The sequence below is a fragment of the Mycobacterium sp. IDUB_39 genome, from assembly GCF_055419205.1.
In genome coordinates this window covers 237,453-251,765 of sequence record NZ_JBVAXF010000007.1, presented here as the reverse complement: position 1 = coordinate 251,765, position 14,313 = coordinate 237,453, and the positions used below count along the sequence as shown (strand labels likewise).

Annotated in this window: 15 protein-coding genes; 8 read left to right on the top strand and 7 right to left on the bottom strand. The window is 66.9% G+C overall.

Going from position 1 to position 14,313, the window contains the following annotated elements:
* The first annotated feature begins 187 nt into the window (after nucleotides 1–187).
* The gene (gene metH / locus ACZY0X_RS25590; protein WP_463774592.1) at nucleotides 188–3,850 is read left to right on the top strand and encodes a methionine synthase; all 3,663 of its coding nucleotides are present in this window, start codon (nucleotides 188–190) and stop codon (nucleotides 3,848–3,850) included.
* 6 nt (nucleotides 3,851–3,856) lie between these two features.
* On the opposite strand, the gene ACZY0X_RS25585 is transcribed toward metH, so the two are convergent.
* A complete protein-coding gene (locus ACZY0X_RS25585; RefSeq protein ID WP_463774400.1) occupies nucleotides 3,857–4,657 on the bottom strand; it encodes an SDR family oxidoreductase in 801 nt (266 codons plus the stop codon).
* A gap of 45 nt (nucleotides 4,658–4,702) precedes the next feature.
* Between ACZY0X_RS25585 and ACZY0X_RS25580 the strand changes: the two genes are divergently transcribed.
* The 6 genes from ACZY0X_RS25580 (at nucleotide 4,703) to ACZY0X_RS25555 (ending at nucleotide 10,066) form a co-directional block, all read left to right on the top strand.
* Nucleotides 4,703–5,374: an HAD family hydrolase gene (locus ACZY0X_RS25580; RefSeq protein WP_463774590.1), complete on the top strand. Its 672-nt coding sequence runs from the start codon at nucleotides 4,703–4,705 to the stop codon at nucleotides 5,372–5,374.
* Between the two features lie 101 nt (nucleotides 5,375–5,475).
* Entirely contained in the window at nucleotides 5,476–6,948 is a 1,473-nt protein-coding gene (locus tag ACZY0X_RS25575) for a sugar porter family MFS transporter (RefSeq protein ID WP_463774399.1), read from the top strand.
* Nucleotides 6,949–7,007: 59 nt separating this feature from the next.
* Complete coding sequence (locus tag ACZY0X_RS25570) at nucleotides 7,008–7,289, top strand: phosphoribosyl-ATP diphosphatase (protein ID WP_463774398.1); 282 nt, start codon at nucleotides 7,008–7,010, stop codon at nucleotides 7,287–7,289.
* Nucleotides 7,290–7,327: 38 nt separating this feature from the next.
* Nucleotides 7,328–8,179: an ATP phosphoribosyltransferase gene (hisG, locus tag ACZY0X_RS25565; RefSeq protein WP_463774588.1), complete on the top strand. Its 852-nt coding sequence runs from the start codon at nucleotides 7,328–7,330 to the stop codon at nucleotides 8,177–8,179.
* Between the two features lie 17 nt (nucleotides 8,180–8,196).
* Nucleotides 8,197–8,679, top strand: coding sequence for a DUF4126 family protein (locus ACZY0X_RS25560; protein ID WP_241404800.1), 483 nt, complete (start codon nucleotides 8,197–8,199; stop codon nucleotides 8,677–8,679).
* 7 nt (nucleotides 8,680–8,686) lie between these two features.
* Nucleotides 8,687–10,066: an FAD-containing oxidoreductase gene (locus ACZY0X_RS25555; protein WP_463774396.1), complete on the top strand. Its 1,380-nt coding sequence runs from the start codon at nucleotides 8,687–8,689 to the stop codon at nucleotides 10,064–10,066.
* Here the strand turns inward: ACZY0X_RS25555 and ACZY0X_RS25550 are convergent.
* Genes ACZY0X_RS25550 through ACZY0X_RS25525 form a run of 6 tightly spaced genes read right to left on the bottom strand, consistent with a single transcriptional unit; the run spans nucleotide 10,017 to nucleotide 13,399 of the window.
* Nucleotides 10,017–10,664: a flavodoxin family protein gene (locus ACZY0X_RS25550; protein WP_463774395.1), complete on the bottom strand. Its 648-nt coding sequence runs from the start codon at nucleotides 10,662–10,664 to the stop codon at nucleotides 10,017–10,019. The two genes, ACZY0X_RS25555 and ACZY0X_RS25550, sit on opposite strands and share 50 nt — an antisense overlap.
* On the bottom strand, nucleotides 10,661–11,176 hold the full coding sequence (locus ACZY0X_RS25545) for an SRPBCC family protein (protein ID WP_463774393.1): 516 nt from the start codon (nucleotides 11,174–11,176) through the stop codon (nucleotides 10,661–10,663). The genes ACZY0X_RS25550 and ACZY0X_RS25545 overlap by 4 nt, the downstream gene beginning before the upstream one ends.
* A complete protein-coding gene (locus ACZY0X_RS25540) occupies nucleotides 11,173–11,490 on the bottom strand; it encodes an ArsR/SmtB family transcription factor (protein ID WP_463774392.1) in 318 nt (105 codons plus the stop codon). Before ACZY0X_RS25540 ends, ACZY0X_RS25545 begins: the two co-directional genes overlap by 4 nt.
* 42 nt (nucleotides 11,491–11,532) lie before the next feature.
* Entirely contained in the window at nucleotides 11,533–11,769 is a 237-nt protein-coding gene (locus ACZY0X_RS25535; protein WP_463774390.1) for a hypothetical protein, read from the bottom strand.
* Entirely contained in the window at nucleotides 11,766–12,560 is a 795-nt protein-coding gene (locus tag ACZY0X_RS25530) for a thioesterase family protein (RefSeq protein ID WP_463774388.1), read from the bottom strand. Before ACZY0X_RS25530 ends, ACZY0X_RS25535 begins: the two co-directional genes overlap by 4 nt.
* On the bottom strand, nucleotides 12,557–13,399 hold the full coding sequence (locus ACZY0X_RS25525) for a RecB family exonuclease (RefSeq protein ID WP_463774386.1): 843 nt from the start codon (nucleotides 13,397–13,399) through the stop codon (nucleotides 12,557–12,559). The genes ACZY0X_RS25530 and ACZY0X_RS25525 overlap by 4 nt, the downstream gene beginning before the upstream one ends.
* Before the next feature lie 74 nt (nucleotides 13,400–13,473).
* Here ACZY0X_RS25525 and ACZY0X_RS25520 point away from each other — a divergent pair, with 74 nt between their 5' ends.
* A complete protein-coding gene (locus ACZY0X_RS25520) occupies nucleotides 13,474–14,301 on the top strand; it encodes a tRNA (adenine-N1)-methyltransferase (protein ID WP_463774384.1) in 828 nt (275 codons plus the stop codon).
* The last annotated feature ends 12 nt before the right edge of the window (nucleotides 14,302–14,313 follow it).

The following is a 14,313-nucleotide window of genomic DNA, read 5'->3' as shown; positions in this document are numbered from 1 at the left end:
GTCGAGAGGCGTTGCAACGGTTATTGGGGGGCACCGTCCCTTCCGGTATCCGCCACGCTCGGCAGAGTTAAGGACGCCTTCCGCTACGGAAGGAGTGCACGTGAACGCCGTTCAGCCGGACGCCTTTGAGCCGAACATCCGCCCCGACTGCACCGACGAACTGACGGCTGCTCTGCGCCAGCGGATCATGGTGATCGACGGCGCGATGGGCACGGCGATCCAGCGCGATCGGCCGGACGAGGCCGGCTACCGCGGCGACCGGTTCACGGAATGGCCGACCGCCCTTCAGGGCAATAACGACCTGCTGACCCTGACACAGCCGCAGATCATCGAGGCGATCCACCGCGAATACCTCGAGGCGGGCGCCGACATCCTGGAGACCAACACGTTCAATGCGAACGCGGTCTCGCTCTCCGACTACGACATGGCGGACCTGAGCTATGAGCTGAACTACGCCGGGGCTGCCCTGGCCCGCAAGGCAGCTGACGAGTTCAGCACCCCGGACAAGCCCCGCTACGTGGCAGGCGCGCTGGGGCCAACGACGCGGACCGCGTCGATCTCGCCGGACGTCAACGACCCCGGAGCCCGCAACGTCTCCTACGACCAGTTGGTCGCCGCCTACCTCGAAGCCGCCAACGGCCTGGTCGACGGTGGTTCCGACATCATCATCGTCGAGACGATCTTCGACTCGCTGAACTCGAAGGCGGCGGTGTTCGCCATCGAGACACTCTTCGAGCAGCGCGGACGCCGCTGGCCGGTCATCATCTCGGGCACCATCACCGATGCTTCCGGGCGCACGCTGTCCGGCCAGGTCACCGAGGCATTCTGGAACGCGATCAGGCACGCGAAACCGCTCGCGGTGGGTCTGAACTGCGCCCTGGGTGCACCCGAGATGAGGCCCTACATCGCCGAGGTGGCGCGGATCGCGGACACCTTCGTCTCCTGCTACCCGAACGCCGGCCTGCCCAATGCCTTCGGCGAGTACGACGAGTCCCCGGAGGCTCAGGCCGGCTACATCAAGGAGTTCGCCGAGGCCGGCCTGGTCAACCTGGTCGGTGGCTGCTGCGGAACGGCGCCGCCGCACATCGCCGAGATCGCCAGGGTCGTCGAGGGCAAACCGCCCCGCGAGCTGCCGGAGATCCCGGTGGCCACCCGGCTGTCGGGCCTCGAGCCGCTCAACATCACCGACGACTCCCTGTTCGTGAACATCGGTGAGCGCACCAACATCACCGGCTCCGCCCGGTTCCGCAACCTGATCAAGGCCGAGGACTACGACACCGCGCTGTCGGTCGCCCTGCAACAGGTCGAGGTCGGTGCGCAGGTCATCGACATCAACATGGACGAGGGCATGATCGACGGCGTCGCCGCGATGGATCGGTTCACCAAGCTGATCGCGGCCGAGCCGGATATCAGCCGCGTCCCGGTGATGATCGACTCCTCCAAGTGGGAGGTCATCGAGGCGGGCCTGAAGAACGTGCAAGGCAAGCCGATCGTCAACTCGATCTCCATGAAGGAGGGCGAGGAGAAGTTCGTCCGCGAGGCACGGCTGTGCCGCAAGTACGGCGCCGCCGTTGTCGTGATGGCCTTCGACGAGCAGGGTCAGGCCGACAACCTGGAGCGCCGCAAGGAGATATGCGGGCGCGCCTACCGGATCCTGACCGAAGAGGTCGGCTTCCCGGCCGAGGACATCATCTTCGACCCGAACTGCTTCGCGCTGGCGACAGGTATCGAGGAGCACGCGACGTACGGGATCGACTTCATCGAGGCCTGCGCCTGGATCAAGGAGAACCTGCCCGGGGTGCACATCTCGGGCGGTATCTCGAACGTGTCGTTCTCGTTCCGGGGCAACAACCCCGTCCGCGAGGCGATCCACGCGGTGTTCCTGTTCCACGCCATCAAGGCCGGCCTGGACATGGGCATCGTCAACGCTGGCGCGCTGGTGCCCTACGACTCGATCGACCCCGAGTTGCGGGACCGCATCGAGGACGTCGTCCTGAACCGTCGCGAGGACGCGGCCGAGAGGCTCCTGGAGATCGCTGAACGGTTCAATAGCAAGGACAAAGCCGAGGACCCGGTGGCGGCCGAGTGGCGCACCCTCCCGGTCCGCGAGCGGATCACACACGCCTTGGTCAAGGGCATCGACGCCGATGTCGAGTCCGACACCGAGGAACTGCGTGCCGAGATCGCTGGCGCGGGTGGCCGCCCGATCGAGGTGATCGAGGGCCCGCTGATGGACGGTATGAACGTTGTCGGTGACCTCTTCGGCGCAGGCAAGATGTTCCTGCCCCAGGTGGTGAAGTCGGCCCGGGTCATGAAGAAGGCCGTTGCGTACCTGCTGCCGTTCATCGAGGCGGAGAAGGAGCAGTCCGGTGCCGCCGCGAGTAAGGACACCAACGGCACGATCATCATGGCGACGGTCAAGGGCGACGTCCACGACATTGGCAAGAACATCGTCGGGGTCGTCCTGCAGTGCAACAACTACGAGGTGATCGACCTCGGTGTGATGGTGCCCGCCCAGAAGATCCTGGACGCGGCGTTGGAGCACAAAGCCGACATCATCGGGCTGTCTGGCCTGATCACTCCGTCCCTGGACGAGATGGTCAACTTCGCCGTCGAGATGGAGCGTCAGGATCTGCAGATCCCGCTGCTGATCGGTGGCGCGACCACCTCGCGCGCTCACACGGCCGTGAAGGTTTCGCCGCGTCGTAGCGGTCCCGTGGTCTGGGTCAAGGACGCCTCCCGCTCGGTGCCGGTTGCCGCAGCGCTGCTCGACGACAAGCAGCGTCCGGCCCTGCTGGAGGCCACCGAGACCGACTACGCAGCCCTGCGCGAACGGCACGCCCAGAAGAGCGAGCGGCCGATGCTCACGCTGGAGAAGGCGCGCGCGAACCGGACACCGATCGAGTGGGACGGCTACACGCCGCCAGTGCCCGCCCAAGGTCTCGGCGTGCGGGAGTTCTTGGACTACGACCTCGCCGAGCTGCGGGAGTACATCGACTGGCAGCCGTTCTTCAACGCCTGGGAGATGAAGGGCAGGTTCCCCGACATCCTCAACAACCCGGTCTCGGGCGAGACCGCCCGCAAGCTGTACGACGACGCCCAGGAGATGCTCGACACCCTGATCAAAGAGAAGTGGCTGACCGCCAACGGGGTGATCGGTTTCTTCCCGGCCAACGCGCTCGGTGACGATATCGAGGTCTACACCGACGAGACGCGTACCGAGGTGCTGACCACATTGCACAACCTGCGCCAGCAGGGCGAGCACCGGGACGGCATCCCGAACCGGAGCCTCGGCGACTACATCGCGCCCAAGGACACCGGTCTGGCTGACCACGTCGGTGCTTTCGCCGTCACCACGGGGCTCGGCAGCCAGGAGAAGATCGTCGAGTTCAAGGCCGCCAACGACGACTACAACGCGATCCTGCTGGAGTCGCTCGCCGACCGGCTGGCAGAGGCGTTCGCCGAACGGATGCACCAACGGGTCCGCAAGGAGTTCTGGGGATTCCAGCCCGACGAGCAGCTGGACAACGAGGCGCTCATCGGTGAGAAGTACGTGGGCATCCGCCCCGCCCCCGGATATCCGGCCTGCCCGGAGCACACCGAGAAGGCGACGCTCTGGGAGCTGATGGACGTCAAGGAGCGCACCGGCATCGAGCTGACCGAGTCCATGGCGATGTGGCCCGGTGCCGCCGTCAGCGGCTGGTACTTCTCGCACCCGCAGTCGCAGTACTTCGTGGTCGGCCGGGTGGCCCAGGACCAGGTCGCCGACTACGCGAAGCGCAAGGGCTGGACCCTGAAGGAAGCCGAGCGCTGGCTCGGCCCCAATCTCGGCTACAACCCGGAGGACTGAGCCCGATCAGCGGAACTGGTCGGAGTTGGCGGCCGCCCACTGAGCCATCGACATCGCCGGTGTGCCCGTCAGTAATTCGACAGCGTCATTGGCGACCTGTGGCTCGGAACCTGCACTGAACAGGTCGAAGTACCACTGCACGCCGTCGCCCATGACGGGTCGCAACAGCTCCTCGGCCTCGGTGCGGCTGCAGTGCTGCACCGTCACCGGCACGCCGATGCCCACGCCGATCTGTTCGGCGATCTGGGCACGGCTCAGCGCCTCCGGGCCGGTGAGGTCATACATCCTCGACAGGTGAGCGTCTGGCGGCCCGGTGAGCAGGTGCGCGGCCACACGGGCGATATCGTCCATCGAGACCGGTGCCTCGACGGCGTCTGGATACGGCTCGGCGACGGTCTGCGTGGTCCGGATTTGATCGGCCCACATCGCGAAGTTCTCGCAGAACTCGCCCGGTCCCAGTTGCGTGTGGGGTAGCCCCGATGCCGTCACGGCGTCGGCGTGCTCAGACCAGTGCGCGCCGCCCGACAACGCCACGACGTACTGCACGCCGGCATCCCTCATCAGCACCAGCGTGGCCGACAGGGTCTCCGTGTAGGGAGCCAGGTAGACGTGCTCGACACCTTCCAGCGCCGCCCGCAGGGAATCTGGTCTGCCCAGGTAGCCGGTGATTGCAGTCACAGAATCGGGCAGCTGGGCCTTGGTCGGGTTGGCGGTGAGCGCGCGGATGTCCTTGGCACCCAGCGTGATCAGATGATCCACCACGCGCCTGCCGATGTTTCCTGTTGCCCCGGTCACCAGAATCGTCATGACACCAAGCTAGTGAGGCTCTCCGACAATGAGACGATGGAGCACATGCGTGCGGTGCTCTGGGACATGGATGGCACGCTGGTGGACTCCGAGAAGCTGTGGGACCTCGCGCTACAGGAGTTGTACCGGCGCAGGGGAGCGGTGCTGACGGCGGAGGTGCGTGAGAGCACAGTCGGCGGATCGGCGGACGATGTGATGGCGATCGTCTACGCGGACCTGGGGCTGGCGCCCGATGCCGATTCGGTGACGCGCGAAATCGACTGGCTGCATGACTACACCGGTGAACTCTTCGAGGCGGGGCTGCCCTGGCAGCCCGGGGCCAGGGAACTGCTCGACGCGCTGACCGCTGAGGGTGTTCCGATGGCATTGGTTACCAATACCCGTCGTGACCTCACCGAGCAGGCGCTCAAGAGCATTGGGCGGCACTACTTCTCCGCCACGGTCTGCGGGGACGAGGTGGCGCGGGGAAAGCCCGCGCCAGACGCCTATCTGCGCGCGGCGGAGCTGATCGGGTTCGATGCCCTCGACTGTGTCGCGATCGAGGACTCGGTGGCCGGGACCACGGCGGCCGAAGCCGCCGGGTGCGCGGTCGTGGTGGTACCCAATGACATCGAGGTCCCCGCCAGCCCTCGACGCAGGCACATGAGCACGCTTGTTGATGTGTCGGTCGACGATCTGCGGGCCGTGCACGCCGACCTGGACCGCCGCCCGGCATAACCTCCGCATCGCCACACGGGATATGCCCCTGTCGCCGCCTTGACTGTGCCATCGTGGTGTGACTCCCATCACGGGATGACGGTGCGAGAAGGGGCGGTCACATGGCTGGTCAGGGTCCTCCGGTTGACGACTCGTCGTCGGCCATCACTGATGAGAACTTCGCGTCCGGGCACACCGCCATCCGGATCGCCTCGGTCGCGGCTCTGGGCGGCCTGCTGTTCGGCTACGACAGTGCCGTCATCAACGGTGCGGTCGACTCGATCCAGGAGGACTTCGGGATCGGCAACGCCGAACTGGGCTTCGCCGTGGCATCGGCACTTCTCGGAGCTGCCGCGGGTGCCATGACCGCGGGCCGCATCGCGGACAGGATCGGTCGCATCTCGGTGATGAAGATCGCCGCGGTGCTCTTCCTGATCAGCGCTTTCGGCACCGGATTTGCCCATGAAGTGTGGACCGTCGTGCTGTTCCGGATTGTCGGCGGTATCGGCGTCGGCGTGGCGTCGGTGATCGCGCCGGCCTACATCGCCGAGACGTCACCACCGAGCATCCGCGGCCGGCTCGGGTCGCTGCAGCAGCTCGCCATCGTGTCGGGCATCTTCCTGTCATTCGTCATCAACTGGCTGCTCCAATGGACGGCAGGTGGCCCCAACGAACCGCTGTGGCTGGGGCTGGACGCCTGGCGCTGGATGTTCCTGGCGATGGCGGTGCCCGCGGTTCTGTACGGCGGACTGGCGTTCACCATTCCCGAGTCACCGCGGTATCTCGTTGCCAGCCACAAGATTCCGGAAGCCCGCCGGGTACTCACCATGCTGCTCGGACAGAAGAACCTGGAAATCACCATCAGCCGGATACGGGAGACGCTGGAGCGTGAGGACAAGCCGTCCTTGCGGGACCTGCGCAAGCCAACGGGCGGTATCTACGGCATCGTCTGGGTTGGCCTCGGGCTGTCGATATTCCAGCAGTTCGTCGGCATCAACGTGATCTTCTACTACTCCAACGTGCTGTGGCAGGCGGTGGGATTCAGTGCCGACGAGTCGGCCATCTACACCGTGATCACTTCGGTGATCAACGTGCTGACCACGCTGATCGCGATCGCGTTGATCGACAAGATCGGTCGCAAGCCGCTCCTGCTGATCGGCTCGACCGGCATGGCGGTGACCCTGATCACGATGTCGATCATCTTCGCCAACGCCACCGTGGGTCCCGATGGCAATCCCAGTCTTCCCGGCGCGTCCGGGGTCATCGCACTGATCGCGGCGAACCTCTTCGTGGTCGCGTTCGGCATGTCCTGGGGCCCGGTGGTGTGGGTGCTGTTGGGCGAGATGTTCCCCAACCGCATCCGCGCTGCGGCGCTGGGCATCGCCGCGGCAGGTCAGTGGGCGGCCAACTGGCTGATCACGGTGACGTTCCCGGGCCTGCGCGAGCACCTCGGTCTGGCCTACGGCTTCTACGGCCTCTGTGCCATCCTGTCCGGCCTGTTCGTGTGGCGGTGGGTCATGGAGACAAAGGGCGTGTCCCTGGAGGACATGCACGGCGAGATCCTCGGCAAGGACAAACCGACGGCCAACATCTGACTCTGGAGGGCCACGAGCCCCCCCGCGGGCCATATCCATTCGCTGCCGGTGCCCACGACGTGAAACAATCGCGACCCGTGAAGACCTTCGACACCCTGTTCGCCGAACTCACCGAGCGAGCGCGCACCCGGCCCGCGGGCAGCGGCACGGTCGCCGCGCTCGACGGCGGCGTCCACGGCCTGGGCAAGAAGATCATCGAGGAGGCCGGCGAGGTGTGGCTGGCCGCCGAACACGAGGGCGATGAGGCCCTGGCAGAGGAGATCAGCCAGCTCCTCTACTGGACGCAGGTTCTTATGGTCGCCCGTGGGCTGACCCTCGACGACGTCTACGCCAAGCTATGACTACGTCTGATGGTCTTCGCGCAAGCGGCTCATCGGCCATGTTGCGCGTCGCGGTCCCCAACAAGGGTGCGCTGAGCGAGGCGGCCGCCGAGATCCTCTCCGAGGCGGGTTACCGCCGCCGCCGGGACCCGAAGGACCTCACGGTTGTCGACCCCGCGAACAACGTGGAGTTCTTCTTCCTACGCCCCAAGGACATCGCGATCTACGTCGGCTCCGGCGAGTTGGATCTGGGCATCACCGGCCGTGATCTGGCCGCGGACTCCGCCGCCCCGGTCAGCGAGCGGCTGGCGCTGGGATTCGGCAATTCCACCTTCCGCTATGCCGGCCCCGTCGGTCGGGACTGGACGGTCGCGGATCTCGCCGGAAAGCGCATCGCTACATCCTTCCCGAATCTGGTCCGGAACAATCTCGCGGACAACGGTATCGAGGCCACGGTGATTCGGCTCGACGGTGCCGTGGAGATCTCGGTGCAGCTGGGGGTGGCTGACGTGATCGCCGATGTGGTCGGCTCGGGCCGCACGTTGGGCCTGCACGATCTGGTGGCCTTCGGTGAGCCGCTGTGCGATTCGGAGGCCGTCCTCATCGAGCGGGTCGACGCGGACCCGGCCCACGCCGCCGCGCGCGAGCAGCTCACCAAGCGAGTGCAGGGCGTGGTGTTCGGGCAGCAGTACCTGATGTTGGACTACGACTGCCCGCGTTCTGTCCTGGATCGCGCGACCGCCGTCACGCCCGGTCTTGAGTCGCCCACGATCGCGCCGCTGGCCGACGAGGCGTGGGTGGCCGTGCGTGCCCTGGTGCCGCGGCGTGACGTCAACGCCATCATGGACGAAATCGCGGCGATCGGTGCCAAGGCGATATTGGCCTCCGACATCCGGTTTTGTCGCTTTTGATCTGTTAGCGTCCAGCCATGACGCAAGTGCTCGTGCTGCTTCTGGCTCTGTTGATCGGTGTCGTCGCGGGCCTCCGGGCACTGACGCCTCCCGCGGTCGTCGCCTGGGGCGCGGCTCTGAATTGGCTTCCCGTGGACGGCACCTGGGCGCAGTGGGTGGGCCATCCCATCACGGTCACGGTGCTGACCATCCTTCTGGTGGTGGAGTTGGTCACCGATCAGTTGCCGTCCACACCGCCCCGCACGGTGACCCCGCAGTTCGCGGCGCGAATCCTGACCGGCGCCTTCGCCGGAGCCGTCATCGGGGCGGGATTCCACTACACGTTCAGTTCCATTGGCGCCGGTGTCATCGGGGCCGTCCTCGGGACCCTCGGCGGCTATCAGGCGCGCCGCCGTCTGGTCGAGGCCAACGGAGGCCGTGACCTTCCGGTCGCCCTGACCGAGGACGTCATCGCCGTGCTAGGTGGCCTCGCCGTCGTGGCACTCGTCTCGACGCTCTGATATCGCCGTGCCTCGCGAGTTCGACGCCATCATCGTCGGCGCCGGCCAGGCGGGTCCGCCACTGGCCGGCCGGCTGACCGAGGCCGGGCAGACTGTCGCCGTCATCGAGCGCAAACTCGTTGGGGGCACATGCGTCAACTACGGCTGCATTCCCACCAAGACGCTGGTGGCCAGTGCGCACGCCGCCCACGTCGCCCGTCGCGGCGCGGACTTCGGGATCGCCACCGGCGATGTCACGGTCGACATGGCGAGGGTCAAGGCCCGCAAGGACCAGATCATGCTCGGAGACCGCCACGGCGTCGAGTCGTGGCTGGAGGGCATGACGGGTTGCACCCTCATCCGCGGCCACGCCCGATTCGAGGGCCCGCACACCATCCGGGTCGACGACGAGGTGCTGACGGCCAACCAGATCTTCCTCAACGTCGGCGGGCGTGCGACGGTGCCCGACATTCCGGGGCTGGCCGATATCGACTACCTCACCAACGTCGGAATCCTCGACCTCGACGTGCTGCCATCCCATCTCGTCGTGGTCGGTGGCAGTTACATCGCACTCGAGTTCGCCCAGATGTACCGCAGATTCGGTGCGAGGGTCAGCGTCGTGGAGCGGGGCCCGCGGCTCACCGCCCGCGAGGACGAGGACGTTTCGGCCGCCATCAAGGACATCCTCGAGGCCGAGGGTATCGACGTCCATCTCGACGCGACCGCCATGCGGATCATCAAGCACGACAGCGATTCTGGGGGGTTCGACCTGTACCCTCGCGACGGCGCCGATCCGATCAGCGGTACGCACCTACTGGTCGCGACGGGGCGGCGGCCCAACACCGACGATCTCGGCCTGTCTGTTGCGGGCGTGGCGCTGGACGCGCGCGGTTACATCGCGACCGACGATCAGTTGCGCACCAACGTCGACGGCATCTGGGCGATGGGGGACTGCAACGGCAAGGGCGCCTTCACCCACACGTCCTACAACGACTTCGAGATCGTGGCGGCCAACCTGCTCGATGGCGATCCGCGCCGGGTGAGCGATCGGATCACCACCTACGCCCTCTACATCGATCCGCCGTTGGGCCGGGCGGGTATGTCGGTCGCCGAGGTGCGGGCCTCGGGGCGACGGGCATTGGTCGGCAAGCGCCCGATGACGCGTGTCGGTCGGGCCGTCGAGAAGGGTGAGACGCAGGGATTCATGAAGGTGCTCGTCGACGCCGAGACCGAGGAGATCCTCGGTGCGGCAATCCTCGGGGTGGGCGGTGACGAGGTGGTGCAGGACATCCTGGACGTGATGACCGCGAAGCTTCCCTACACCGCCATCTCGCGGACCATGCACATCCACCCGACGGTCAGCGAGCTGGTGCCGACCGTGCTTCAGGAGCTGACCCCGCTGAGTTAGGCGGCGCCACAGTACGTCCCGTCACCATCTGGCGGGTCACCAGCGCCACCCTGCGGCCGAGGTGCTCGCACGTCGCGACGTCGGCGGGGTGTAGCTGATCGGGGCTCGCGTCGACGTCGGTCTGCGTCCCGGCGCCCAGCCAGAACCCGAGCCGGTTCAGGTCGTGCTCGCTTCCCGAGCTGCTGTTCCACCCGGGTGGGAGACCCAGGTTCACCCAGTGCATGTGGTGCTGAGCGGCGAACACCGCCAACGAGATCAGCGCAGCGAGTTTGTCGCCGCTCTTGGCTCCCGAGTTGGTGAAGCCGGCCGCGATCTTGTCGCGCCACGTCCCGTTCATACAACGGCGTCCGGTCTTCTCGGCGAAGGCCTGAAACGCCGCCGAGACGTTGCCCATGTAGGTGGCGCTGCCGAAGACGATCGCGTCGGCTGCGTCGAGGACGTCCCAGTCCGACTCGGCGATGGCGTCCACGGCGATCACCGTCACGCGGGCGCCACCGGACTCCGCGCCCACGGCCACCGCGTCCGCGAGCACGGTGGTGTGCCCGAAGCCGGAGTGATGGCAGACCGCGATGCTGGGCTGGAGGGGATTGGTGTTCACGGTGTCTCCTTGAGGTGGGCCAGCGGTGAGACGCCGGCGATGTTGCGGTAGCGGTCGACCCAATTGGGCAGTGGCGCCCCGGCGAGATGGGCCTCGAGCCGATCGAGGTAGGCGTGCGTGCCCGGCTGGAATCCCGAGGCATTGGGCACGCCGAGTCCGCGGTGGGTGAAACGCAGCAGTGTTGCGTCGCCGTCGGCCTCCAGCTCGTAGCGCACGACTCCGGGCTCGACGATCGGCTGATGCCACTCGTGCTCGAAAACCCTTGGGGGATCCCACACTAGGATTCGGCCCGTCATGCGCTTCTGGTCGGGCGACAGTGGGGGACCCGAGGCCACCGTCTCGATGGCGCCGCCCCGGCGGGGGTCGATGGACGTCTTGCCCATCCAGCGGTCCCGGTGCGCCGGCTCGGTGATCGCCGACCACACCGTCTCTATCGAGTAGGGGAGTCTGCGCTCGAAGTGCAGCACGGCGCGATCGCCATCGACTGTCAGGCGTCCCTCGCGCGCGCTCACTCGGGGTCTCCGAACGTGGCATCGAGGTGGTGTTCCAGGGCATCCAGATGGTCTGCCCAGTAGCGGCGGTGCCGGTCGATCCACTGGTCCATCTCGGACAGCCCGTCGGCGCGCAGCGCGTAGATGCGCCGCTGGGCGTCGGGGCGCACCTCGACGAGCCCGACCTCGCGGAGCACGCGCAGGTGTCGCGACACTGTGGGTTGGGTGAGTCCGGGCAGCATCTCGACCAGTTCGCCTGCGGTGTGCTGGCGTTCGGTCAGTGCGTCGAGGAGTGCGCGCCGACTCGGGTCGGCCACGGCTTCGAAGACGTCCACACCTTCAATATGGCATGACGTCTATATAGATGCAAGTGAATATTAAGTGGAGGCGGCGCGGATCAAGCGGAGTTGGCCGATCTCGGCGACGTTCTTCGTGAGTTCGACGGTGCACCACGCCACCGTGTGGCCGACTGTGCGATCGGCGGCGTCCAGCCGCACGGTCCAGGTCAACGGCGTTGGCGCCCAGAGGAAGTCGTCCTCGGTCAGCGCCGTGAGATGCAGATCGGCAAGTGCCCACACCAGATCGAACTGGTCGAGCAGGACTTCCGGTGTCATCGACGCTGGACCAGGAGAGCCTGCGCGGAGGTGCCGATGAAGCCGCGCCGGTCGAAGATCTCGGCGGTGGTCGCGCCGATGCCGTCGGGACCGATCGACCCCCTGGCGCGCAGTGCGAAGTCACCACCGATCGGTGCGCGGTGGAGGTGAACGGTGGTGTCGGTGTTCATGAACAGGAACTCATTCGGGTCGATCGCGGCACCGACGCCATTGGCCGAGTCGACCACCATTGCCAGCCGCTGCAGATCGGTGAGCGGTTCGTCGTCAACGAGGGGGATGAGCGGACTCATCCACACCACCGGGGCGTCGCCGTCGGTATCGGCCTGCTTGCGCCAACTGACCGTTTCCAGGTAGCCGGGCGCGCCAGCCCAGGCGTGCGGGTTGGACAGCGCCTCGCCCTCCACCAGTGGCGAGTGCCTGTCGGTGGCGGCGTCGGCGGTATCGCTCGTGGCCAGTAGCCAGGCATGCAGCCGGGCCACCGCCCGGTCGGTGCCGTCTGTGCGGGTGGCAGTCATCTCCGCGGCCATCAATGAGATACGCGAACCGGGGCGCTCCACCCAGGCTCGAACCTTGACGGGCGCAACGGGAATGGCGCCGAGGATGTCCATGGTGAGGCGGCCGACGCGCAGCCCCGACCCCGCGGAGAGTTCCTCGACGGCCTTCGTCATCAGGGCAAGCGGCGGCGAACCGTGCTGGATGGTCTCGTCCCAGTTGCTTGCCGTGCCCAGTGTCGACTCGAAGGTCTGCGCATCGCCATCGGCAGGGAGCCGGTGGTAGTAGTGAGCGATCACGCAGCGGGCTCCGTCACCTCGGGCCAACCCGGATAGGGCGGCGGGGTGCCACCGAACACGGGACAGTGTTCGTGGTGCGCGCACCAGTCGCACAGCCGGGACGGGTTCGGCCGGAAATCGCCTGTCACGCCGGCAGATTGAATCGCGCGCCACATCGCCATCAGCGTCTTCTCAAACCGCAGCAGCTCGTCGAGATCCGGTGTGTAGTCCAGCACCTGGCCGTCGGCCAGGTACAGCAGCCGCAGCCGGGCGGGCAATACGTCGCGCGACCGCAGCAGCGCGACGGCGTAGAACTTCATCTGGAACATCGCCTTGGCCTCAGCGAGTTCGCGCGCCGCTGACGGTGCCCGGCCGGTCTTGTAGTCGACGACGCGGAGCTCACCGGTGGGTGCCACGTCGATCCTGTCGACAAAGCCGCGCAGCAGGGTGCCGTCGGACAGCTCGACCTCAACGCGTTGCTCGCAGCTCTGCGGATCGAATCGCGTCGGATCCTCCAGCCGGTAGTACCCCGACAACAGCTGGCGGGCCTGTTCCAGAAGTTCAGCCCGCAGCTCCGGGGCGAACTCGGCGGCGAAGTCGGGCCGCTCACCGGCTACCCGGTCCCAGGCCGGGTCGACGAGGGTCATCGCGGTCGCGGGTCCGCGGTCGGCAGCGGGCAGCGAGTAGAGCTGTTCGAGGGCGGCGTGCACCACCGAACCGCGGACCTGGGCCGTCGAGGCGGGCTCGGGCAGCCGGTCGATCGCGCGGAACCTGTACAGCAGGGGACACTGCTTGAAGTCGCTGGCTCGCGACGGTGACAGCGCCGGACGCCGTACTGGCGCGGCCGGTTCGACACTCATGAGATCAGCCTATGGCGCACGTATGACAGCCCCGGGCTCCGGGTCCGGCGCGTCTGCTGGCAGGCTGACCCGATGTGAAGCGCACCGGTCCGTTCGTTGTCGGCGATCGTGTACAACTGACCGACGCCAAGGGGCGGCATTACACGATGGTGCTCGCACCCGGCGACGAATTCCACACGCACCGGGGTGCCATAACGCACGACTCGGTGATCGGTGAGCCCGAGGGCAGTGTGGTCAAGTCGACGAACGGCGACCGCTTCCTGGTGTTGCGCCCCCTGCTGATGGACTACGTGCTGTCGATGCCGCGCGGTGCGCAGGTCATCTATCCCAAGGACGCCGCGCAGATCGTGCACGAGGGCGACATGTTCCCGGGTGCCAACGTGCTCGAGGCCGGGGCGGGCTCGGGGGCACTGACGTGTTCGCTGCTGCGGGCGGTCGGACCGACGGGCACGGTCACGTCCTACGAGGTGCGCGACGATCACGCCCCGACGGCGGTGCGCAACGTCGAGACATTCTTCGGTGAGCATCCGCCCAACTGGAACCTGCACGTCGCCAATGTTGCCGACTACGACGGCCCGCAGGTGGACCGTGCCGTCCTCGACATGCTGGCCCCCTGGGAGGTGCTCGACGCCGTCGCCAAGGCACTGATCCCCGGTGGCGTGCTGATCGTCTACGTCGCGACGGTGACGCAGCTGTCGAAGACCGTCGAGGCGCTGCGCGAGCAGCAGTGCTGGACCGAGCCGCGTTCGTGGGAGAGCCTGCAGCGGGGCTGGGACGTGGTGGGGTTGGCCGTGCGGCCACAGCACTCCATGCGCGGACACACCGCATTCCTGATCAGCGCGCGCAAGCTGGCACCGGGTGCTGTGACGCCGACACCGCTGCGGCGCAAGCGCACCATCTAGTCCTTAGTCATA

Coding starts and splice junctions, on each gene's coding strand:
- metH (WP_463774592.1), top strand. CDS start 188: ATGGTGATCGACGGCGCGATGGGCACGGCGATCCAGCGCGATCGGCCG.
- ACZY0X_RS25585 (WP_463774400.1), bottom strand. CDS start 4,657: ATGACGATTCTGGTGACCGGGGCAACAGGAAACATCGGCAGGCGCGTG.
- ACZY0X_RS25580 (WP_463774590.1), top strand. CDS start 4,703: ATGCGTGCGGTGCTCTGGGACATGGATGGCACGCTGGTGGACTCCGAG.
- ACZY0X_RS25575 (WP_463774399.1), top strand. CDS start 5,476: ATGGCTGGTCAGGGTCCTCCGGTTGACGACTCGTCGTCGGCCATCACT.
- hisG (WP_463774588.1), top strand. CDS start 7,328: ATGTTGCGCGTCGCGGTCCCCAACAAGGGTGCGCTGAGCGAGGCGGCC.
- ACZY0X_RS25560 (WP_241404800.1), top strand. CDS start 8,197: ATGACGCAAGTGCTCGTGCTGCTTCTGGCTCTGTTGATCGGTGTCGTC.
- ACZY0X_RS25535 (WP_463774390.1), bottom strand. CDS start 11,769: ATGACACCGGAAGTCCTGCTCGACCAGTTCGATCTGGTGTGGGCACTT.
- ACZY0X_RS25525 (WP_463774386.1), bottom strand. CDS start 13,399: ATGAGTGTCGAACCGGCCGCGCCAGTACGGCGTCCGGCGCTGTCACCG.